Source organism: Candidatus Competibacteraceae bacterium, from assembly GCA_016713505.1.
Classification (GTDB): Bacteria; Pseudomonadota; Gammaproteobacteria; order Competibacterales; family Competibacteraceae; genus Competibacter_A.
Genome location: JADJPA010000001.1, coordinates 139684 through 159360 on the forward strand (window position 1 = coordinate 139684; position 19677 = coordinate 159360).

Annotated in this window: 21 protein-coding genes and 1 tRNA gene; 14 read left to right on the forward strand and 8 right to left on the reverse strand. The window is 61.6% G+C overall.

Translation table 11 applies throughout. From position 1 onward, the window contains the following. Positions 1-23: 23 nt before the first annotated feature. The 3 genes from IPK09_00820 to IPK09_00830 form a co-directional block, all read right to left on the reverse strand. Positions 24-1472: a tryptophanase gene (locus IPK09_00820; protein MBK7982155.1), complete on the reverse strand. Its 1449-nt coding sequence runs from the start codon at positions 1470-1472 to the stop codon at positions 24-26. A gap of 104 nt (positions 1473-1576) precedes the next feature. Then, positions 1577-1652, reverse strand: a tRNA-Thr gene (locus tag IPK09_00825). Between the two features lie 102 nt (positions 1653-1754). Next, positions 1755-3608: an ATP-binding protein gene (locus IPK09_00830; protein MBK7982156.1), complete on the reverse strand. Its 1854-nt coding sequence runs from the start codon at positions 3606-3608 to the stop codon at positions 1755-1757. Positions 3609-3731: 123 nt separating this feature from the next. Here IPK09_00830 and IPK09_00835 point away from each other — a divergent pair, with 123 nt between their 5' ends. The 5 genes from IPK09_00835 to IPK09_00855 all read left to right on the forward strand — a co-directional run bounded on the left by IPK09_00835 (position 3732) and on the right by IPK09_00855 (position 7496). Continuing rightward, on the forward strand, positions 3732-4949 hold the full coding sequence (locus IPK09_00835; GenBank protein ID MBK7982157.1) for a class I SAM-dependent rRNA methyltransferase: 1218 nt from the start codon (positions 3732-3734) through the stop codon (positions 4947-4949). A 127-nt stretch (positions 4950-5076) separates the two neighbouring features. Next, positions 5077-5508, forward strand: coding sequence for a CBS domain-containing protein (locus IPK09_00840; GenBank protein ID MBK7982158.1), 432 nt, complete (start codon positions 5077-5079; stop codon positions 5506-5508). Positions 5509-5561: 53 nt separating this feature from the next. Next, positions 5562-6002 carry a YcgN family cysteine cluster protein gene (locus IPK09_00845; GenBank protein ID MBK7982159.1) on the forward strand — a complete coding sequence of 147 codons (441 nt, stop codon included), beginning with the start codon at positions 5562-5564 and terminating at the stop codon, positions 6000-6002. Then, complete coding sequence (locus IPK09_00850; protein ID MBK7982160.1) at positions 5999-6697, forward strand: MBL fold metallo-hydrolase; 699 nt, start codon at positions 5999-6001, stop codon at positions 6695-6697. Before IPK09_00845 ends, IPK09_00850 begins: the two co-directional genes overlap by 4 nt. A 19-nt stretch (positions 6698-6716) precedes the next feature. Next, positions 6717-7496 (forward strand): class II glutamine amidotransferase, encoded by a 780-nt coding sequence (locus IPK09_00855; GenBank protein ID MBK7982161.1) that lies wholly within the window; start codon positions 6717-6719, stop codon positions 7494-7496. Here the strand turns inward: IPK09_00855 and IPK09_00860 are convergent. Continuing rightward, the gene (locus IPK09_00860) at positions 7493-8044 is read right to left on the reverse strand and encodes a C40 family peptidase (protein MBK7982162.1); all 552 of its coding nucleotides are present in this window, start codon (positions 8042-8044) and stop codon (positions 7493-7495) included. The genes IPK09_00855 and IPK09_00860 overlap by 4 nt on opposite strands. Before the next feature lie 187 nt (positions 8045-8231). Between IPK09_00860 and IPK09_00865 the strand changes: the two genes are divergently transcribed. The 9 genes from IPK09_00865 (at position 8232) to IPK09_00905 (ending at position 15499) form a co-directional block, all read left to right on the forward strand. Further along, entirely contained in the window at positions 8232-8711 is a 480-nt protein-coding gene (locus tag IPK09_00865) for a peptidylprolyl isomerase (protein ID MBK7982163.1), read from the forward strand. Between the two features lie 103 nt (positions 8712-8814). Beyond that, positions 8815-9537: a septum site-determining protein MinC gene (gene minC, locus IPK09_00870; GenBank protein ID MBK7982164.1), complete on the forward strand. Its 723-nt coding sequence runs from the start codon at positions 8815-8817 to the stop codon at positions 9535-9537. A 62-nt stretch (positions 9538-9599) separates the two neighbouring features. Then, positions 9600-10412 (forward strand): septum site-determining protein MinD, encoded by an 813-nt coding sequence (gene minD, locus IPK09_00875; protein MBK7982165.1) that lies wholly within the window; start codon positions 9600-9602, stop codon positions 10410-10412. 3 nt (positions 10413-10415) lie between these two features. Further along, positions 10416-10697 (forward strand): cell division topological specificity factor MinE, encoded by a 282-nt coding sequence (gene minE, locus IPK09_00880; GenBank protein MBK7982166.1) that lies wholly within the window; start codon positions 10416-10418, stop codon positions 10695-10697. A gap of 41 nt (positions 10698-10738) precedes the next feature. After that, entirely contained in the window at positions 10739-11188 is a 450-nt protein-coding gene (locus tag IPK09_00885) for an RNA-binding protein (GenBank protein ID MBK7982167.1), read from the forward strand. Positions 11189-11387: 199 nt separating this feature from the next. Continuing rightward, positions 11388-11630 (forward strand): exodeoxyribonuclease VII small subunit, encoded by a 243-nt coding sequence (locus IPK09_00890; protein ID MBK7982168.1) that lies wholly within the window; start codon positions 11388-11390, stop codon positions 11628-11630. A gap of 5 nt (positions 11631-11635) precedes the next feature. After that, positions 11636-12523 (forward strand): (2E,6E)-farnesyl diphosphate synthase, encoded by an 888-nt coding sequence (gene ispA / locus IPK09_00895; protein MBK7982169.1) that lies wholly within the window; start codon positions 11636-11638, stop codon positions 12521-12523. 91 nt (positions 12524-12614) lie between these two features. Next, positions 12615-14510, forward strand: a complete 1896-nt coding sequence (gene dxs / locus IPK09_00900; GenBank protein MBK7982170.1) for a 1-deoxy-D-xylulose-5-phosphate synthase — start codon at positions 12615-12617, stop codon at positions 14508-14510. 143 nt (positions 14511-14653) lie between these two features. Further along, positions 14654-15499: a GTP cyclohydrolase I FolE2 gene (locus tag IPK09_00905; protein ID MBK7982171.1), complete on the forward strand. Its 846-nt coding sequence runs from the start codon at positions 14654-14656 to the stop codon at positions 15497-15499. Between the two features lie 5 nt (positions 15500-15504). Here the strand turns inward: IPK09_00905 and IPK09_00910 are convergent, their stop codons facing one another. From IPK09_00910 to IPK09_00925, 4 genes are all read right to left on the reverse strand, one after another. Next, the gene (locus IPK09_00910) at positions 15505-17151 is read right to left on the reverse strand and encodes a diguanylate cyclase (protein ID MBK7982172.1); all 1647 of its coding nucleotides are present in this window, start codon (positions 17149-17151) and stop codon (positions 15505-15507) included. A gap of 148 nt (positions 17152-17299) precedes the next feature. After that, complete coding sequence (locus IPK09_00915; GenBank protein ID MBK7982173.1) at positions 17300-17944, reverse strand: DUF1638 domain-containing protein; 645 nt, start codon at positions 17942-17944, stop codon at positions 17300-17302. Next, a complete protein-coding gene (locus tag IPK09_00920; GenBank protein ID MBK7982174.1) occupies positions 17941-18969 on the reverse strand; it encodes a uroporphyrinogen decarboxylase family protein in 1029 nt (342 codons plus the stop codon). The genes IPK09_00915 and IPK09_00920 overlap by 4 nt, the downstream gene beginning before the upstream one ends. Further along, positions 18947-19633 carry a cobalamin-dependent protein gene (locus tag IPK09_00925; protein ID MBK7982175.1) on the reverse strand — a complete coding sequence of 229 codons (687 nt, stop codon included), beginning with the start codon at positions 19631-19633 and terminating at the stop codon, positions 18947-18949. The genes IPK09_00920 and IPK09_00925 overlap by 23 nt, the downstream gene beginning before the upstream one ends. Positions 19634-19677 lie beyond the last annotated feature (44 nt).

Sequence of the window (19677 nt, forward strand, 5' to 3'; positions counted from 1 at the left end):
GCTGGCGGCCTTTTTGCTTTTTCCTACAGACTGTCGCCGAAATCCTGCCTAAACCGGGCCAGCAGTTTTTCTTGCCAGTCGGAAATCGGTTTTAGCCGACCGTAGAAGAACCGCAAAATTTCTGGCTCCTCGGTAAACACTAGCCCACCGACCAGCTCGCGATGTTCGTGCAACCAACTGATGCGATCGATGGCATATTTGACCTGCGACAGCGTGAAAACCCGGCGCGGTAGGGCGAGGCGCAACAGTTCCATGTTGGAAAACACTTCGTTGCCGTCGGGATCGCGCTGTTCGGATAGGGTGCCGCGCTCCATGCCCCGCACGCCGCTGGCGATGTAGAGCGCTGAGGCCAACGCGCCGGCTGGGTACTGGCTTTGCGGGACATGGCGGAGGAATTCCATGGCGTTGAGGTGGCAGCCCAAGCCGCCGGCGGGGGTGATGACCGGAATGCCGCGCTTGACCAGTTCATCGACCATGTAGCGGATGAATTGCGGTCCCTGATTGATCATGTCCTCGTCCATGGTTTCTTCGAGGCCGACCGTCATTGCTTCCATTTCCCGGACCGACATGCCGCCGTAGGTCAGGAAGCCTTCGTAGAGGGGGACCAACCCGCGCATCTTGCGATACATCTCCTCGGTCTTGAGGCAGATACCGCCGCCCCTGGCACAGCCGAGCTTGCGGGCGGAGAAGTAGACGATGTCGGAGAGCGCCGCCATCCGGTGGGTGATCTCCCGGATGCTCAAATTCTTGCAGCTTGTCTCGCGTTCCTTGATGAAATACAGATTGTCGGCCAACAGGCTGGCGTCCAATACCAATAGGAGGCCGTACCGGTCGCACGCTTGGCGGATGTCGGTGAGGTTTTGCAGAGAGAAGGGCTGACCACCGATCAAATTGGTGCCGGCTTCCATGCGCACGAAGGCGATTTTGTCGCGGCCGTGCTTTTCGACCAGAGCCGTCAGTTTTTCGATATCCATATTGCCCTTGAACGGATGCTCGCTGGTGACCTCAAGACCGGCGTCGGTGATGATTTCCTCGACGGTTCCACCATTTAGGGTGATATGCGCCTTGGTGGTGGTGAAATGGTAATTCATGGGCACGATCGTGCCTGGCTTGACCAGAATCTGAGACAGGATGTTTTCGGCGGCGCGGCCTTGGTGGGTGGGCAGGAAGTAGTGGAGGCCGAAGATCTCCCGTAATTTGGTTTCGAGCCGGTTGTAGGTTTCGCTGCCGGCGTAGCTATCGTCCGCCATCAGCATGGCTGCTTGCTGCTGGTCGCTCATGGCGTTGACGCCGCTGTCGGTCAGCATGTCCATGAATACATCCCGATTTTGCAACAGGAAGGTGTTATTGCCGGCCTCGGTAATGGCCTTTAATCGATATTCCACCGGCGGCAGGTTCAGTTTCTGAACGATGCGCACCTTGTGCATTTCCAGAGGGATTTGCTCGCCGCTAAAGAATTTTACGGTTGACATGAAGATACCTTTGAATCCTTTTTTTAGGTCTGATAGGTGGGACGTGTTGAGAAGGTATTGGTCGCCGAAATGAAAAAGGCTTGCGTCGCCGCAAGCCTTGATTTTGGTGCCGGAAAGAGGATTCGAACCTCCGACCTACTAATTACGAATCAGTTGCTCTACCGACTGAGCTATTCCGGCGCTAAGAGTAAGGTCGATCAATCTAACGAGTTCGGATCTTAAATTCAAGTCGTGACAGCGGTTGTAAGGGAGCGATCTCTCGACCGCCACCGACCGCGCCGCTCAGGCGTTTCGTCGAATTTGAAGCGCCAGATAATCGCCGAGGAGCGCTTGCAAGTCAGCGTGGAACCGGCGGGCGACGGCGGGCGTCAGCCGGTGTTGGGCGTTGAGCAGCGCGCCGTAATACAAGCCGGTGAGGATCGGCCGGTGGTGGGGTGCATCCGGATCGGTCATTTCTCGCAAGGCTTGGATCAGCGGATGATTGGCGTTCAGAAATAAATCCAACGGTTGCCGGCGCAGCCGGTCGCGCACCTCGCCGGCCAGTTCCGCCAGTCCGTCCAACAGAAACGGCTTTTCCAGCGCCTTTTCCATCTCGTCGAATGCTGAAACCCGCTGGCCAGATAGCAAAATCGCGCTCAAATCGGCCGGTTGAAAGCGGCGGACTTGGGTCTTGACCTGCACCTCTTGCTCCGCCAGCGCCCGATCCACCGCTCGTTCCAATCGTCCATAAAGGGTTTGTTCCTCGGCGTTCAGGCGTTGATAGAACGATGGATCGTCCAAACGATCCAGCGCCTTGAGCGTCACGGTTTCGGCGTGTTGATCGGCGTAACGGCGCAGCAACGTTTCGTCGAAGGAGCGGCCGGCGTTGATCGCCAGCAGGCCACGCGCTTGACAGAGTGCATAAAACTGGTTGGCGTCGGCTGCATGGGTAAAGAAATACAGCGGTCGCTTACCATCGCTGGGCGGTTGACGGTTGAGATAATCGGGTAAGGTCAACTGGCCCTGATTCGTTTCGAAGGGCAAATGCTCCAGCACCGCCGCGCCGAATTGCAAATGGCGGGCGGCCATGCCCTTGATCGCGTCGTGCTGCCAGTCGCACAGTTGCAGGAAGCGCGGTCGGTCGCGGGCGGCTAGATCGAGCAAGGCCGAGACGAGAGTTTCGCCCAAGGCTTCGCGCAGGGCATCGTAGGTTTTATCCCGTAATACGTTATCGCGGGCGGCGGTCGCTTGAAGGTCCGGACAATCCACCACGCCGCGCGCGAACCGCGCCCATTCGGGCAACAACTCGCCATCGTTCGCACGGATGCACATACGCGCCTGAAATAAATCGACGGCCCCGCTCAATCCGCCGGCCGGTGCGTAACGGGCGGGGACGTACAGGCCGCCCGACGCTTTCGGTCGCGCCAACTCGATTGGAACGACTAACAGCGGCGAATCGGCGTAGCGCTGGCTGAGGAAAGCGGTCAGCAATCGCTCCCGCTCGACGGGATCGCGCCAGTCCGGTTCGTGCCAAGGCGCGTTGACGGCGTTGATCGGTCCAAAGCCGTTAAGCAGGATCGGGTAGGGGAGAAAATCGGCGTAACGGCGGACGGTTTGTTGGAGCAGGCGACCGTCGAGAAACGCGCTCCGATCCGGAGTTAGCGTGACGTTGACCTGGGTTCCGAGCGCTCGGCTGTCCGCCGGCAGGGCTTCCAGTTCGTAATCCTCGCCGCCGTGGTTGATCCAGCGCCAGGCGTGGGCCGCGCCCGCCTTGCGAGTCTGAACCTCGATCCGTTCCGCCACCACAAACGCCGACAGCAGGCCGATGCCGAATTGGCCGATGGTGGCCACCGCCACGTCGCGCGCGGCCAGTTCGCGGGTGCGGCTGCCGGTTCCGGTGCTGCCAACGACGCTTAAAAAATCCTCGATGTCCTGTCGGTCCATGCCGGTGCCGTTGTCGCTGAAGCGCAATTGGCGGGTCCGTTCGTCCGCGTCGATGCGGATTTCGCCGGCCGGCTCCGGGCGGTCGATTCGCCGCAGTTGAATGCTGTCGTGGGCGTTTTGCAACAGCTCGCGGACGAACACGTCCGGTTCCGGGTACAGGCTTTTGGCCAGCAGTCGGACCAGTCCTTGAAAACTGGCGCGCATTTTGGGCATGAGGCGGAAGGCTCGCGGTTTGGGGTAAGCTATACGTCTATTCTGACAGTTTGCGGCGGCGAGAAAACCGTTCGCTTTCGTTGGGTGTGATTTCCCGCCGTGTCCTTTGGAATGTCTTTTCTCATGTCTACTGCTTTTGCGTCTCCCGTTGATTTCGCCCCGCTGCGCCTGCGCAAGGATGAAGACCGCCGCCTGCGCGCTGGCCACCTCTGGGTCTACAGCAACGAAATCGATGTCACCGCCACCCCGCTGCGCGATTTCCAGCCCGGCCAGCCGATAACGATTCAGGCCAGCAACGGCAAGGCGCTCGGCACCGGCTACATCAACCCGCACGCGCTGTTGTGCGCCCGGCTGGTCAGCCGCGATCTAGAACATCCGCTCGGCCCGTCGCTGCTGGTCCATCGCCTCAACGTCGCGCTCGGCCTGCGCGAGCGGCTTTACGAAAAACCGTTCTATCGGCTGGTCTACAGCGAAGGCGACGGCCTGCCGGGCTTGATCGTGGACCGCTACGGCGATTTGTGCGTGGCGCAACTGACCACCGCCGGCATGGAGCGGCTGAAGGACGACATCCTTGCCGCCCTGCAAAAAGTGCTCAAGCCTACAGCGGTGCTCTGGCGTAACGACAGCCGGATGCGGGAAATGGAAGGCTTGGAGCGCACTGTCACCGACGCGGCGGGCGAAGTGCCAGATATGGTGACGGTCGAGGAAGACGGGCTGCGCTTTCAAATCGCGCCGCGCACCGGCCAGAAAACCGGCTGGTTTTACGATCAGCGCGACAATCGCGCCCGGCTGGATCGTTACGTCGCCGGCCGGCGGGTGCTGGATGTGTTCAGCTACGTCGGCGCGTGGGGGATTCGCGCGGCGGCGCGCGGCGCGCGCGAGGTGGTGTGCGTCGATTCCTCCGCCGCCGCGCTGGAGCTGGCGGCGACCAACGCCGCGCTGAACGGCGTCGGCGACCGGGTGCAAACTCGCCAAGGCGACGCCTTCGAAGTCCTCAAACAGTTACGCGAAGCCCGCGAGCGTTTCGATGTCGTGATCGTCGATCCGCCCGCCTTCATCAAACGCCGCAAGGACTTCAAGGAAGGCGCGCTGGCCTACCGGCGGCTCAACGAAATGGCCATGCAAGTGCTGGAGCGCGACGGATTGCTGGTCTCTTGCTCCTGCTCGCAATTATTGTCCCGCGATATCCTGGTGCAAACCCTGCTGCAAGGGGCGCGACATCTCGACCGCAATCTGGTGATTCTGGAGCACGGCCGCCAAGGCCCGGATCATCCGGTACCACCAGCCATTCCCGAAACCGACTATCTTAAGATGATCGTCGCACGGGTTTTGCCCGCTTGACGGTTCCGGCGACCTCGCATGGAGCCGCTGACGGAGCGTTCCCTGCATCGCGGCTGTAGCTAAAACCGACCAGTTTGATAAATAATCTCCTTCCATCCATTTTGCCCAACCAGAGGGGAACCCATCCATGTTGCGCTTGAAGGAAATCTTGACGAACAAAGGCGGCCGGCCGGTGACCGTACCGGAAGCCAGTACCGTGGGCTCCGCGATACGGCTCATGAACGAACATCGCGTCGGCTCGGTGATGGTACAAGGTGCGAACGGCGAACCGATCGGCATTCTGACCGAACGCGATGTGGTGCGGCTCTACGCCCAGGGCGAAAGCGACTTCGAAACCATGCTGGTCAAGGATTGGATGACCACCGACATGACCACCGGTCAGCCGGACGATTCCGTCAGCGAAGTGCTGGCCATCATGACCGTCAAGCGGTTTCGGCATCTGCCGGTGGTGGAAGAAACCCGGATGGTGGGCGTGGTCTCCATCGGCGATCTGGTCAAGGCGCAATTGGAAGAAATCGCCTTCGAAGCCAGGGTGCTGCGCGAATACATTTCGTCTTGAACTCAGATCAGAATCCAGAACTAGCGCGCGCCGACGCCCGTTCGCTTTCCGTCATGGATGCCGCGCCCCGCTTTTGGGAAAGCAAACCGCTTGCCGAACTGACCGCCGCCGAGTGGGAAGCCTTGTGCGACGGCTGCGGCAAGTGCTGCCTGCACAAACTGGAAGACGAAGATACCGGCGAATTGTTTCATACCAATGTCGCCTGCAAGCTGCTCGACCTCGGCACCGGTCGCTGCACCCGCTACGTCGGACGCCTCCGCTGGGTGCCGGACTGCGTGCAACTGACGCCCGGCTTGGCCCGCCACGCGAACTGGCTGCCGCCGACCTGCGCCTACCGGCTGCGGGCGGAAGGTCGGCCGCTACCGGTCTGGCATCCGCTGCGGACCGGCCGAGCGGATTCGACCCGGCGCGCTGGCATGAGCGTGCGCGGCTGGGCCGTGTCGGAGCGGCGGGCGCGGCGGTTGGAAGACCATATCATCGAGTGCCTGCCATGAAAGTCCGCTGTATCACCCTGGGCGCGTTCCAGGTCAACGCCTATCTGCTCGAAGATCCCGCCACCGGCCATTGCGCCGTGGTGGACACCGGCGAGGGGCCGGCCTTGGCGGAGGTGCTCGTCAAAATGGACCCGCGTCCAGACCTGCGGGCGATCTTGCTGACTCACGCCCATTTCGATCACGCGGGGGGTCTGGCGGACGTGCAGCGGCAATTTCCCGAAGCGGTCACGTATTTACCAACGCTGGAGCGGGAGCTGTTTGAGATGCTGCCCCGACAGGGCTCGTTGCTGTTCGGGATGCCGGAATTCGACCGTCCGTGCGGGCGGATCGATCGCTACGTCGAGGACGGCGGCACTGTCGAAGTGGGCGAATGGCGCTTCAAGTTTCTGTCCACGCCCGGTCATACGCCCGGCCAGGGCTGTTATTACGACGACAAATACGTCTTTTCGGGAGACACGCTGTTCGCCGGCAGCATCGGCCGCACCGATTTTCCGCTCAGCGATCCCGATCTGATGTGGGCGAGCCTGCGGCGGTTGCTGGAATTGCCCGGCCATCTGATCGTGTGTAGCGGCCACGGTCCCGCGACCACGCTGGACGAAGAACTGCGCGGCAATCCGTTCCTGGATTACCTGCGCCGCGAGCGCGGCCTGCCCAGCTTCAGCTTCGACATGGCGCCCGGTCCGCGCTGGGGCTGATTCGGCGGGGCTGACGGCGATGTGCGAACTGCTCGGGATGAGCGCCAACGTGCCGACCGATATTTGCTTCAGCTTCACCGGTCTGATGCAGCGCGGCGGCAAAACGGGGCCGCACCGGGATGGTTGGGGCATCGCCTTTTACGAAGGACGCGGCTGCCGGACCTTTCACGATCCCAACCCCAGCGCCGAATCGGAAATCGCCCGGCTGGTGCAGCGCTACGCCATCAAGAGCCTGATCGTCGTCAGCCACATCCGCCGCGCCAACCGAGGGCGGATTTGCCTGGAAAACACCCATCCGTTCAGCCGCGAGCTGTGGGGGCGGAATTGGGTGTTCGCCCACAACGGCCAATTGCGCGGGGTGAAACGGCTGCCGCTCGACCATTATCGGCCCATCGGCACCACCGACAGCGAGCACGCCTTCTGCTGGCTGCTGGGCCGCATCCGCGACCGCTTTCCCAAGCCGCCGCGCCGTCCCGCCGAACTGTGGCGCTGCATCCAGCAATTGACGGAAGCATTAAACTCGCGCGGCGTCTTCAATTTCTTGTTGAGCGACTCCGGCCATCTCTACGCCCATTGCGGCACCCAACTGTCTTGGCTGACCCGTCGCGCGCCATTCGGTCAAGCTCGCTTGATGGACGCCGACATGCTGGTGGATTTTCAGGCCGAAACCACACCCGATGATGTTGTCACCGTGATCGCAACCCGGCCGCTGACCGACAACGAAGCCTGGACGGTGATGCGGCCCGGCGCCTTGGCGGTGTTCAACGCCGGCGAGCGGGTGGCGGAGTTCGGCGTTTAACTGGAGGGGATGCGATCCGCCGGCCAGCGCCCGAGCGCCGGGGCGGCCGTCCCGCCCAGGTAGGTAGCGCCTCCGACCATGTGTTGTCGCCAGTACCGCTGATTGAGGCTGACTTTGCGGACCTGACCGCTGCTGGAGGAGGCGTGAATCATTTGACCTTTGCCGGCGTAAATTCCGACATGAGAAACCGCGCCGGTACCGTCGGTGCGGAAAAACAGCAAATCACCCGGCAAGACCTTGGGCTGAGGCCGGCCGCCTTCGAACTGTTGGGCCGCCGTGCGCGGCACGCGGACGCCAGCCCGCGAATACGCAAATTGCACCAAGCCGCTGCAATCCACACCGTCGGGCGACTCGCCGCCCAGCCGGTACGGGGTACCGATCAGCCGTTCGGCGGACGCCAGGATGCGCTGGCGGGCGCCGGCATGATCGCCGCGCGAGCTTGCGGTCGCGCTCGGGTGTGAAGAGCTGGCACAGCCGCTTAGCCACAGCAGTCCGACCAGCAGCGAAGACAGGGCCAATACCCTGGCAACAGGAAAAGGGACGTGCATGAAGGCAATTCCCTGGCGGTTGTGAGCGGTCAACGAAAGGGGATTTTACAGTAACACTATAGAGGATGACGCGAGCGAAAACAGGGGTCCGAGCGGATCGAGCGCCGGTTTTTGAAAACGCTTTCTTGCGCGAACGCACGCGGGATGGGCTATAGTAAGGCCCTAATTACAGATCATAGGTACGCCCATGAAAGCAGCTCACGGCAGGGTGGTGTCTCTGCACTATACCCTCACCGACGACGAGGGCCTGCTGCTCGATTCCAGTCGGGGACACGAACCGTTTGTTTACCTGCATGGCTACGGCAACATCATTCGGGGCCTGGAGGCCGCGTTGGAGGGGTGCGAGGCCGGCTTTCTGTCGACGGTCAAGGTCGCGCCCGCCGATGGCTATGGCGCTTTCAACCCCGAGGCGGTGTTCGAAGTGCCGCGCGGGCAATTTCCGCCCGAGGAAGACATTCAGGTCGGAATGGAGGTTCGAGGCGAGAACGAGCATGGCCTGATGGCGTTCAGGGTCGTGGCGGTCAACGATCAGGGCGTGGTTTTGGACGCCAATCACCCGATGGCCGGCAAGAATCTAAATTTCGATGTCGAGGTGTTGGGCGTGCGCGATGCGACGGCGCAGGAATTGTCCCACGGCCACGTGCACGCGCACGGTCACGATCATTGAGGGAGAGGGCGCGAGCTTCTGGGCCGCGAACGTGTTCTCCAATGGGATGGATGTGTAAAATAACGCCAATAATCAAGCGTTCGGTCGAGGTTTTCCGCTCTGTATGCTACTGCGCTCTCCTGTCGCAAACGAAATTGCTCTGCCCTTCGAACTCAAGGGCAGTTTATTCACCTTGACGGTCCTGCGGCTTTTTCAGTCGGACCCGACAGCGATCGAGCGGCATCTGGCGGAAAAAATCAAGCAAGCGCCCAGTTTCTTCAACAACACGCCGGTGGTGATCGATTTGGAAGCGCTGGCGGATTCCAAGGAAGGCGTGGATTTCAAGGGGCTCTACGAACTGCTGCGGGGTCGCGGCATGATACCGGTGGGCATCCGCAACGGCAGCCCGAAGCAGCACGCGGCGGCCCGCCGGGCGGGGTTGCCGGTATTGCCCGAGAGCCGCGCCGCCGGCGGGGTCAAGAAGCTCGAACCGCCCGAACCGCCGCCGGTGCTGGCGCGCGCGCGGGTGATCGCGCATTCCGTTCGCTCGGGCCAGGAAGTGTATGCCGCGGACGGCGATTTGATCGTGCTGGGCGCGGTCAGCGCCGGCGCCGATGTCATGGCGGACGGCAACATCCATGTTTATGGCCCTTTGCGCGGTCGCGCCTTGGCGGGCGTCAAGGGCGATGTGGACACCTGGATTTTCTGCCAGCTTCTCGAAGCTCAATTGGTTTCGATCGCCGGGCGCTATGAGGTTTACGAGCAACTGGGTGCGTCCGAACGGGGTAAAGCAGTACAGATTCATTTAAGGGAAGAACGCTTGATCATCGAACCGTTGACTCGCTGATGCAGCGGGCGAGGGGGATGATCCGTTCGAGTGGGATTAACCTAACAGGGTGAGATAGCAGCTTGGCAACCGTCATCGTCGTGACCTCCGGCAAGGGAGGCGTGGGCAAGACCACGACCAGCGCCAGTTTCGCCACCGGTTTGGCCATGCGCGGCTACCGGACCGTGGTGATCGATTTCGATGTAGGATTGCGCAACCTTGACCTGATCATGGGTTGCGAGCGCCGGGTCGTGTATGACTTCATCAACGTCATCAACAACGAGGCCAATCTGAATCAGGCGCTGATTCGGGACAAACGCGTCGAAAATCTTTACATCCTGCCCGCCTCGCAGACCCGAGACAAAGAAGCCTTGACCAAGGAAGGGGTCGAAAAAATCCTCAACGAGCTCCGCCAAGGGTTCGAATACATCGTCTGCGATTCGCCGGCCGGGATCGAGCGGGGCGCTCTGATGGCGTTGTATTACGCCGACGAAGCCCTGGTGGTGACCAACCCGGAAGTCTCCTCGGTGCGCGACTCCGACCGGATTCTCGGAATTCTGGCCAGCCGCTCGCGGCGGGCCGAGCAGGGCGACGAGCCGGTCAAGGAGCATCTGGTGCTGGCGCGCTATGCGCCCGACCGCGCCCATCGCGGTGACATGCTGAGCATTCAGGACGTGTTGGAAATTCTGGGCATTCCCCTGTTGGGGGTGATTCCCGAATCGCCGGCGGTCTTGCAGTCCTCCAATGCGGGCGTTCCCGTCATTTTGGAAGACGGCAGCGACGCGGGCGCCGCGTATGCCGATTTGGTCGACCGGTTTTTGGGCAAGGAATTGCCGCACCGGTTCATCGACATTCCGAAGAAGGGGTTTTTGAAGCGCCTGTTTGGCGGAGGCTAAGCCATGGGCCTGTTAGATTATTTTCGGACGCCTCCCAACAAGTCGGCCGCGTTGGCCAAGGAGCGGTTGCAGATCATCGTGGCGCACGAGCGGGGCAGCAGCCGGCGCGGCAGCCCCGATTATCTGCCGGCGCTCAAAAAGGAACTGCTGGAGGTGGTGCGCAAATATGTGCCGATCGATCAAAGCCAGGTCAAGGTGCATCTGGATCGCGAAGGTGGCTACGAGGTTTTGGAGTTGAATATCACGCTGCCCGATGAGGACCAGCGCCCTAGTTCGCCGCGCTAGCCGGCCGTTGGCCGCATCGGGGAACGGCGGGTGCGCCAGTCATGACCGATGATGAGACCGGAGAGGGCGCTGTCCGGCACGCCGCTGCCGCCAGCGCGGAAAGCCGGGTCCGACTCGATAAATGGCTTTGGGCCGCGCGGTTTTTCAAGACGCGAACCCTGGCGGCCGAGGCGGTCGCCGGCGGCAAGGTCCATGTCGGCGGCCAGCGCAGCAAACCGGCGCACGCGGTCCGAATCGGCGACATGCTGCGCATCCAGCGCGGGCCAGATGAATACCTCATCACGGTAAAGGCCCTGAGCGACCGGCGCGGCCCCGCCCGAGCAGCCATCCTGCTTTACGAGGAAAGCGCCGAAAGCCGGCTGCGGCGCGAGCGGCTCGGCGAACAGCGCCGCCTGCATTCGCTTGCCTTCCCGCAGCCGTCCACCCGTCCCACCAAGCAGGACCGGCGTCGCATCGTGCGTTTCACCCGCCAGGATGAGCCGGACGCCTAGCGGCGTCAGACGGTAGCGGCCCGCGACGGGTCCGGCGCAAGCAACGGATCGGCTCCGTGAACCGGCTTGCCCGCATCCGGCTTTTCGAAAGGCGGCATCGGTCAAGTCGCGGCTGCTTTCTTGGCACAGCCCATTGCAAAATTGACCGTGCGCCGGCCGCAAGGTAACGTAGGGCTCACTCAAAATCGGACGGGCGGGAATGACGGTCAAGAAGCAATCCCCTATTCCTTTCGAAGCGGCTTTGCTGGAATTAGAGGCGCTGGTCGGGCAACTCGAACAGGGCGAATTGAGCCTGGAAGAAGCGCTGCAACGCTTCGAACGGGGTGTGGGTTTGGTGCGAACCTGTCAAAACGCCCTGCAAGTGGCGGAGCGAACGGTATCCCGTCTGACCGAGCGGGACGGCGTGGTGGAAATTGTGCCGTTCGACGAAACGGCTGGTTGACGCGCATGGTCGAAGCCATCATCAAGAACTATCAGGCCCGCGCCGAACGGACGCTCGACGCCCGACTGCCGGGCGCCGACTTGCATCCTGGCGCGTTGCATCGGGCCATGCGCTACGCCGTGTTGGGCGGCGGCAAGCGCATCCGCCCGCTGCTGGTCTACTCGGCCGGCGCGGCGGTCGGGGCGGCCTTGGAATCCCTGGACGGCCCCGCCTGCGCCGTGGAGTTCATTCACGCCTATTCCCTGATCCATGACGACCTGCCGGCCATGGACGACGACGATCTGCGCCACGGTCGGCCGAGCTGCCATAAGGCCTGCGGCGAGGCGCTGGCGATCCTGGCCGGCGATGCCTTGCAAGCGCTGGCCTTCCAGGTGCTTTGCCAGGATGGCGGCATGATCCAGGCCCCCACCATCCGCTTGCGGATGGTGGGGGTGCTGGCGCACGCGGCCGGCTCGCGCGGCATGGCGGGCGGTCAGGCCATCGATCTGGCGGCGACCGGCCAGGAACTGACCTTGGCTGAATTGGAGAACATGCACATTCACAAAACCGGCGCGCTGATCCGCGCCAGCGTATTGCTGGGAGCGCTCAGTCAAACAGAGGTCGAGCCGCGCTTGCTGGAACAGCTCGATCATTATGCCAAGTGCATCGGCTTGGCTTTTCAGATCCGCGATGACATTCTCGACGTGATCGGCGATACGGCCACGCTCGGCAAGGCCGCCGGCGCGGATCGGGCGCACGACAAGCTGACGTATCCTTCGCTGTTGGGCTTGGACGGTTCCCGCGACCACGCGCGCGCGCTGCATCAGGACGCGCTGGCTAGTTTGGAGGCGTTCGGAAGCGAGGCCGAACCGTTGCGTTGGATCGCCCATTACATCGTCGAGCGAGCTTACTGAAGCCGGCCGCCATCGGCCGCGGATCACGAGGCTCATGGCAGTCATCACCCATCCTCTTATCATGCCGCTAGCCGGTACGGACCCGACCGCGATGACCCCCGGAACCGCTTTTCCGCTGCTGGAACAGATTGACACGCCCCTGGACCTGCGCAAGCTGCCGGAGGCGCGGTTGCCGGCGCTGGCGCACGAGCTGCGCGAATTTCTGATCCAGACCGTGGCCAAAACGGGCGGCCATTTCGCCGCCAACCTCGGCACCGTGGAACTCACCATCGCGCTGCATTATGTCTTCAATACGCCCGAAGATCGGCTGGTGTGGGATGTGGGCCATCAAACCTACCCGCACAAGATCTTGACCGGGCGGCGCGCCCGCATGGGAACCCTGCGCCGCAAGGGCGGCGTCTCCGGTTTTCCCAAGCGCTGCGAGAGCCCGTATGACACCTTTGGGGTCGGCCATTCCAGTACCTCGTTGAGCGCCGCGCTGGGCATGGCGCTCGCCGCCGAGCGAGCGGGGGCGGATCGCAAGGTGGTGGCGGTGATCGGCGACGGCGCCATGACCGCCGGCATGGCCTTCGAGGCGCTCAATCATGCCGGCCATCTCAAGACCGAGCTGCTGGTGGTGCTCAACGACAACGAAATGTCGATCTCGCCGAACGTGGGCGCGCTGTCGGCGCATCTGACCAAGCTGCTGTCAGGTCAGCTTTTCTCCAGCATGAGGGAAAGCGGTAAGAAGGTGCTGAGCCACATGCCGCCGCCGATGCTGGAAGTGGCCCGGCTCGCCGAGGAGCACGTCAAGGGGATGTTCGCGCCGGGCGGCACCTTGTTCGAGGAATTGGGCTTCAACTACTTCGGGCCGGTGGACGGCCACGATTTGCCGACCCTGGTGCGGACCTTGCGCAACCTGCGGGCGCTCGACGGCCCGCGCTTGCTGCATGTGGTGACGCGCAAGGGCAAGGGTTACAAGTTGGCCGAGGATGAGCCGGTTGACTATCACGGGGTCGGGGTGTTCGACCCCGCCTGCGGCCTCAAGCCCGCCAAGCCCGGCGGCGGGCCGACCTACACCCAAATTTTCGGCGAGTGGCTGTGCGACATGGCCGAGCGCGACGAGCGGCTGATCGGCATTACCCCGGCGATGCGGGAAGGGTCGGGTTTGGTGGCGTTTGCCGAACGCTTTCCCGACCGGTATTTCGATGTCGCCATCGCCGAACAGCACGCGGTCACCTTGGCCGCCGGTCTGGCCTGCGACGGGCTCAAACCGGTGGTGGCGATTTATTCCACTTTCCTGCAACGCGCTTACGATCAATTGATTCACGATGTCGCCTTGCAGAATCTACCGGTGTTGTTCGCCATCGACCGCGCCGGACTGGTCGGGCCGGACGGGCCGACCCACGCCGGCAGCTTCGATTACAGCTTCCTGCGCTGCGTTCCCAACCTGGTGGTGATGGCGCCGGCCGACGAGAACGAATGCCGACAGATGCTGTATACCGGCTTTCAGTTGAACCAGCCGGCGGCGGTGCGCTATCCGCGCGGCAAAGGCTCCGGCGTGGCCCCGCAACGCCAGATGCAGGCCCTGCCGGTCGGCAAGGCGGAAATCCGCCGGCGGGGCCGCGAGCTGGCGCTGCTGGCCTTCGGCGGCATGGTCGAAATCGCCGAGGCGCTGGCCGAGCGGCTGGACGCCACCGTGGTCAACATGCGTTTCATCAAACCGCTGGACGAGGCGACCGTGGTGCAGGTGGCGGCCGAGCACCGTCGGTTGGTGACGCTGGAAGAGAACGTGGTGGCCGGCGGCGCCGGCAGCGCGATAAACGAGTGTCTGGCGGCGCGGGGGCTTCAGGCCGCGATCCGCAATATCGGCTTGCCGGATTGCTTCGTCGATCAGGGCGAACGCGGGGAATTGCTGGCGGAATGCCGTTTGGACGCGGAGGGCGTCTTGCGGCAGCTGGCGGATTGGATCGCGGTCGGGACCGAACCGTCCATCCTGGAGAGTTGAGTGACACAGTCGGGAATTAACGGGCGGATTGCTGATCCAAACAAAGGCTTTCGCTACCATTCGGTTCGAACGAACAAACCTACCACTATTGATCTCTTGAACGACGGTGCGCTGCTGAGAGGATTTGCATGAAGCCATTGACGATGAGTCCCGCGGCCGTATCGGCGGTGGTTGCTATTCCCGACGTACAAAACAGCGCCGACACCCGGCGGTTGGCGATCAACAAAGTCGGCATCAAGGATATCCGCCATCCGGTCAAGGTCCGCGACCGCAACGGCGGCGAACAGCACACCATCGCCACCTTCAACATGTACGTGAACCTGCCGCATAATTTCAAAGGCACGCACATGTCGCGTTTCGTGGAGATTTTGAACGTCCCCGGTCGAGAAATTTCGGTGGACTCTTTCAAGGATATGCTGACGGAGATGACCGAGCGGCTGGAAGCCGGCGCGGGACACATCGAGATAACCTTTTCTTATTTCGTCACCAAGGGGGCGCCGGTGTCAGGGGTGCGGAGCCTGATGGACTACGAGGTGACCTTCATCGGCGAAATCCGTGACGGCAAGCCCTCCATGAATTTGAAAGTGGTGGTCCCGGTGACCAGCTTGTGTCCCTGCTCGAAGAAAATTTCCAGATACGGCGCGCACAACCAGCGCTCTCATGTCACCGTCAACATCCGCACCCGAGGCTTCGTCTGGATCGAGGACATCATCGATTTGGTGGAAAAAGAAGCCTCTTGCGAGCTTTATGGGCTGCTCAAGCGGCCGGATGAGAAGTACGTCACCGAACGCGCTTACGACAATCCGAAATTCGTCGAGGACATGGTGCGCGACATCGCCGTCAAGCTGAATCAGGACGACCGGGTGGCGGCTTATTCGGTGGAGTCGGAGAATTTCGAATCGATTCACAATCACTCCGCCTACGCCATGATCGAACACGACAAGGAAGAGAGCCCAATGGCAACGCCGCCGGAAGGGCGGGGAAACTGAGAGCGTTATGGTTCGGCTTCGAACCGGTGAAAACGGTTCTTGCCGGCTTCCTTGGCCTGATACATGGCTTGATCGGCGTGCCGCAGCAGTTGGTCCGAATCGGTGTCGTCGCGTGGAAACAGCGTGACGCCGATGCTGGCAGACACAATAACCTGTTGGTTTTGAATGATTAATGGAGCTGCCACGGCTCCCAGTACCCGCTCCAGCACGGGAAGGCATTCCTGCTCCTGCGTTAAGTCGCACAGCAGTAAAACGAACTCGTCTCCGCCCAGTCGGGCCACGGTGTCGCCCGTGCGCAGGGCGTTTTTCAGTCGCTGGCCGATCTCGACGAGCAACTGATCGCCGGCTTCGTGACCGAGCCGGTCGTTGACGGCCTTGAAACCGTCAAGATCCAGATAGCAGATGGCGAGCAGGTGCCCCCTGCGGCGGGTGCGGGCCAACTCCTGGATCAGCCGGTCGGCCAGCAGCCGGCGGTTGGGCAGATCGGTGAGCGTGTCGTAATGAGCGATGCGCTCCAGTTCGGCCTGGTGTTCCTTGAGGTGACTGATGTCGGAAAACGCACCGACGTAATGGCGTATCTGGCCGGTTTCATCGGGTACGGCATCGATGGAAAGCATCTGCGGGTACACCTCACCCGACTTGCGGCGGTTCCAGATTTCTCCCTGCCAGGAACCCTTTTCCGCGATCTCATGCCACAGCGCCTCGTAGAATGCGGCGTCCTGGCGACCCGAGCCGAGCAGCTTCGGGTCGCGACCGATGGCCTCGTCGCGCGTGTAGCCGGTGATCCGGCAAAAGGCGCCGTTCACATCGAGGATGTGGTTGTCGGCATCGGTAATCAGAATGCCTTCGTGACTGTTGGCGAACACGCTGGCGGCCAGCCGTTGCGCGTCGTCGGCCTGTTTTTTTTCGGTGATATCGCGCGCCGCGGCAAAGATCAAGTTGCCGCGGCGTTGCGCGCGCCATTCCATCCAGCGCCACGAGCCGTTTTGATGGCGGTAGCGGTTGATGCAATTGACGACGGCGGTGGGGTCAATCAAGGCTCTGATGAGCAGCAGCGTCGCTGCCTGGTCGTCGGGATGAACGAGGTCGATGAAGCGCTTTCCCTTCAACTCGGCGAGTTCGTGGCCGAGCACATCGTGCCACGCCGGGTTGAGCTTGTGAAAATAACCGTCGATGTCGGCGATGAAAAACAGATCGAGCGCACTGTTGAAATAGCTGTCGAGTTCCTGGGTTTTCTCGCGTAAAGCAGCTTGGGTTTTCTGACGTAGGTGATTGCGAATTTCGTTACTGAGCAGCAGCGCGGCATGGCTGAAGAAAACCGGTAAATAGTTCCGTAAGGAACTGCTGCCGATGTAAATGTTTTCCAGCTTGATGACGCCGATCAGCTCCGGCTCGACTAGCAGAGGGAAGCACCAGGTCCAAGAGTTCGGCAGCGCGCCGTCGTGCAGTAGCGCCTCACCGGGGTTGCCGCGTTGCTCGATAAACGCGCGTTCCCGGATCACGCGCTTGACCATCGGATCATCGATTTCAGCCACTAGCCCGCTTTTACCCAGAAAGCTGGCGTGGCGCGCTTCCTGTTCGATCCAGTACCAGAGTTTGATATCGGTGCCGCCGATCGCTTCCATGATGCTGCGTAGCATGTTGTTGATCATGTCCCGCAGGCCGGGGCTGGGATTCAACTGCTCGATCAGGCGGACGATGAGTTGCAAGTAGGCTTTCTCCTCGGCAAGGTGCTGCACGCGGGTTTTCAGCCGCTCGATTTCCGCGCCGATAGAATCGGAAGCGATCGCGTTCACGGCATCAGGCCGGCGTGTTTTGCTTGAGGAAGATGGCGCTGGCCAGCACGGCCTCAAGGTGAGAAAGGTCGCTATCCATCCACACCAGCGGCAGATCGACGAACGCGGCGGCGGCCTCGGCGGCGGCGGTGAAATTGCTGGAGCAGGGCGTGCGAACGGCGACGATGTACTTGTGGCTGGAGTGAAAGATTTCGCGAATCACGTTCAGATTGGCGCCGAAACATTGGGTGATCATGGGCTGCCAGGTCAGCGCCCAGTCTTCGAGCAGGAAATAAGCGCCTTGTTGGAGCGCCGCCATGAACGGTTCGTAGCCCAACAGCATGGTGATGCAGTTCTGACCCCGGGTGCGCACGGTGTGATGGTGATCGAGAATCGCCTCCATCCGCGGATGGCAGCAGCCGTAGAAGACGAGCGTCTCGCGGCCCTGGCGCGCGCTGGTGTCGAGCGCCGCGTGCAAGTGGTCGGAAAGCTTATTCAGATAATTGTGCAGCGCCGAATCGAGAAAGCGGGTTTCGATGTTCCAGCCGTTTTTTCGGATGAGATAATCGACTTCCTTGTGCAGGATGCCACAGCCGACCATGACCAAAGGTTGCGGTGAGGAGGGCTGGGAAGACCCCGTAATTTCAAGGGAGAGCTTGATCGTTTTCATCCGTATCTCCCATAGTCGAAGGCGGCATCGAGCATGGCCCGAATGTTGGGCTCGGGCACGGCGAGCGGCATCAGGGCAGTGCCGAACAGAAAATGTTGTTCCGGCATACCGATTTCGCAAATGCGCTTGACTTCCGCGCGGGTTTGCTCGGGCGTCCAGCGGATCATCTTGATGTCGTCGATGACCCCGCAGGTCAGTCCGCGCGTGCCGATGAGGGCTTTCGCCTCGGCAAGATCGGCCAGCGGGCTGATGTAGTAAACGCCGATGGCCAGCTCGTCCCTCACTTGCTGGATGACGCTGTTGAAGGGCGCCATGCCGCAGAGATAGACGACGTTGCTGGCGCCGCCCGGTGCCAGATCGCGCTTCATCCACGGGATGGCGATGGCGTTGAAACGCTTTCGGTCGAGGAAAGAGATGGAGCCGAAGGGCGTCGCATAAACCAGGATATTGGCGCCGGCGGCCCGGTAAGCGGCAATCTCTTGCTGGAAGAAGTCGGAGCATTTGCGCAATAGTTCATCGCGCACGTCAACGGGACCCATGAGCAGGAGCTCCAGCCATTTGTCCATGCCCATCAGCATCGCCGGCAAGGTGGTCGAAGCCGTGACGTAGGCGCAGATCAGATGGGTTTCGCCCACTTCCTGCCTGAGGATTTTCAGGCACTGGGCGGTCTCGGCCCAGAGCGGATGATCGGTGATATCGTTCGGGACCTCCAGCTTGGCGATGTCGTCATAGCGTTGGATGACAAAATCCGCCACATTGGGCGTACCGTCTTCGGCGTACAAGATTTCCCGACAGCCGAACAACTCTGCTTCCCGGCCAACGTAGAACAGGCTCCACACGTTGTCGTACCCGTAGCGCTCCCGCAGTTTCAACTGGCCGATCGCAACGTGTTCGCCCTTCGCGTAATACTCCCGTTGCGTCATGCCGAGCTCGCGCGCTCCCTGGTCGAACAGATTGCAAAAGATGGGGATGCGTGGCGCCGGCGTGCCGTTGAGGGCGGCTTCAAAGATCTTGAGCGGAGTCACGGTGTTTTACCTGCTGGATAAGATTGATGATGGCGCGTGCGGCATTGACGCCGTCCGGCGCCCAGGAATCGGCGCCTACGGCTTGGTAGAGTTCGGTGTCGTAGCGATAGGGCGCGCCGCCCACGATCAGCTTGAAACGCTGTTCGAGACCGCGCTCCTTGAGAAGCTGGCGCACTTTGCGCGGGCCGTCCTCGCCGGTTGCCGTATGGACCATCATGGCCGACACGGCGATGACGTGGGCATCGCGGGCGATGGCTTCATCGACGAATTTTTCCGCTGGGACGTTCACGCCGAGATCGGTGGCTTCGACCATCAGCGCCTTCAGGCAACCCATGACGATGCGCTTGCCGAGCGAATGCAGGTCGCCGTGCGCGGTGCCGATCACCACCCGACCGATGATTTCGGGCGGATGTTCGAACTTTTCCAGCATCTTTTCAGTCACTTCGGCAGCGATCTGCGCGGTCATGAAGTGCTGCGCCAGATTGGCGTCCGGGTCCTTGGTGATGTTGTGCATCATCTCTTCAACGGCCGGAATGACGATCTTAAACACGATATCTTCTGGCCGGATGCCTTCCGCCAAGGCGGTATTCACCGCAGTGAAGGCCGCTTCCTTATCGGTTTCGAAGACGGCTTCGTTGTAGGCTTTGATGAAGCGATCTAGCATGACGAATCCCTTTATTTACTATCGATTATAGTGTATGACCCTAT

What these genes read in the sequence shown, in the direction of transcription:
- IPK09_00820 (MBK7982155.1), bottom strand. Translation starts at nt 1,472, where the DNA reads ATGTCAACCGTAAAATTCTTTAGCGGCGAGCAAATCCCTCTGGAAATG.
- IPK09_00830 (MBK7982156.1), bottom strand. Translation starts at nt 3,608, where the DNA reads ATGCCCAAAATGCGCGCCAGTTTTCAAGGACTGGTCCGACTGCTGGCC.
- IPK09_00835 (MBK7982157.1), top strand. Translation starts at nt 3,732, where the DNA reads ATGTCTACTGCTTTTGCGTCTCCCGTTGATTTCGCCCCGCTGCGCCTG.
- IPK09_00840 (MBK7982158.1), top strand. Translation starts at nt 5,077, where the DNA reads ATGTTGCGCTTGAAGGAAATCTTGACGAACAAAGGCGGCCGGCCGGTG.
- IPK09_00845 (MBK7982159.1), top strand. Translation starts at nt 5,562, where the DNA reads ATGGATGCCGCGCCCCGCTTTTGGGAAAGCAAACCGCTTGCCGAACTG.
- IPK09_00850 (MBK7982160.1), top strand. Translation starts at nt 5,999, where the DNA reads ATGAAAGTCCGCTGTATCACCCTGGGCGCGTTCCAGGTCAACGCCTAT.
- IPK09_00855 (MBK7982161.1), top strand. Translation starts at nt 6,717, where the DNA reads ATGTGCGAACTGCTCGGGATGAGCGCCAACGTGCCGACCGATATTTGC.
- IPK09_00860 (MBK7982162.1), bottom strand. Translation starts at nt 8,044, where the DNA reads ATGCACGTCCCTTTTCCTGTTGCCAGGGTATTGGCCCTGTCTTCGCTG.
- IPK09_00865 (MBK7982163.1), top strand. Translation starts at nt 8,232, where the DNA reads ATGAAAGCAGCTCACGGCAGGGTGGTGTCTCTGCACTATACCCTCACC.
- minC (MBK7982164.1), top strand. Translation starts at nt 8,815, where the DNA reads ATGCTACTGCGCTCTCCTGTCGCAAACGAAATTGCTCTGCCCTTCGAA.
- minE (MBK7982166.1), top strand. Translation starts at nt 10,416, where the DNA reads ATGGGCCTGTTAGATTATTTTCGGACGCCTCCCAACAAGTCGGCCGCG.
- IPK09_00885 (MBK7982167.1), top strand. Translation starts at nt 10,739, where the DNA reads ATGACCGATGATGAGACCGGAGAGGGCGCTGTCCGGCACGCCGCTGCC.
- IPK09_00890 (MBK7982168.1), top strand. Translation starts at nt 11,388, where the DNA reads ATGACGGTCAAGAAGCAATCCCCTATTCCTTTCGAAGCGGCTTTGCTG.
- ispA (MBK7982169.1), top strand. Translation starts at nt 11,636, where the DNA reads ATGGTCGAAGCCATCATCAAGAACTATCAGGCCCGCGCCGAACGGACG.
- dxs (MBK7982170.1), top strand. Translation starts at nt 12,615, where the DNA reads ATGACCCCCGGAACCGCTTTTCCGCTGCTGGAACAGATTGACACGCCC.
- IPK09_00905 (MBK7982171.1), top strand. Translation starts at nt 14,654, where the DNA reads ATGAGTCCCGCGGCCGTATCGGCGGTGGTTGCTATTCCCGACGTACAA.
- IPK09_00910 (MBK7982172.1), bottom strand. Translation starts at nt 17,151, where the DNA reads ATGATCAACAACATGCTACGCAGCATCATGGAAGCGATCGGCGGCACC.
- IPK09_00915 (MBK7982173.1), bottom strand. Translation starts at nt 17,944, where the DNA reads ATGAAAACGATCAAGCTCTCCCTTGAAATTACGGGGTCTTCCCAGCCC.
- IPK09_00925 (MBK7982175.1), bottom strand. Translation starts at nt 19,633, where the DNA reads ATGCTAGATCGCTTCATCAAAGCCTACAACGAAGCCGTCTTCGAAACC.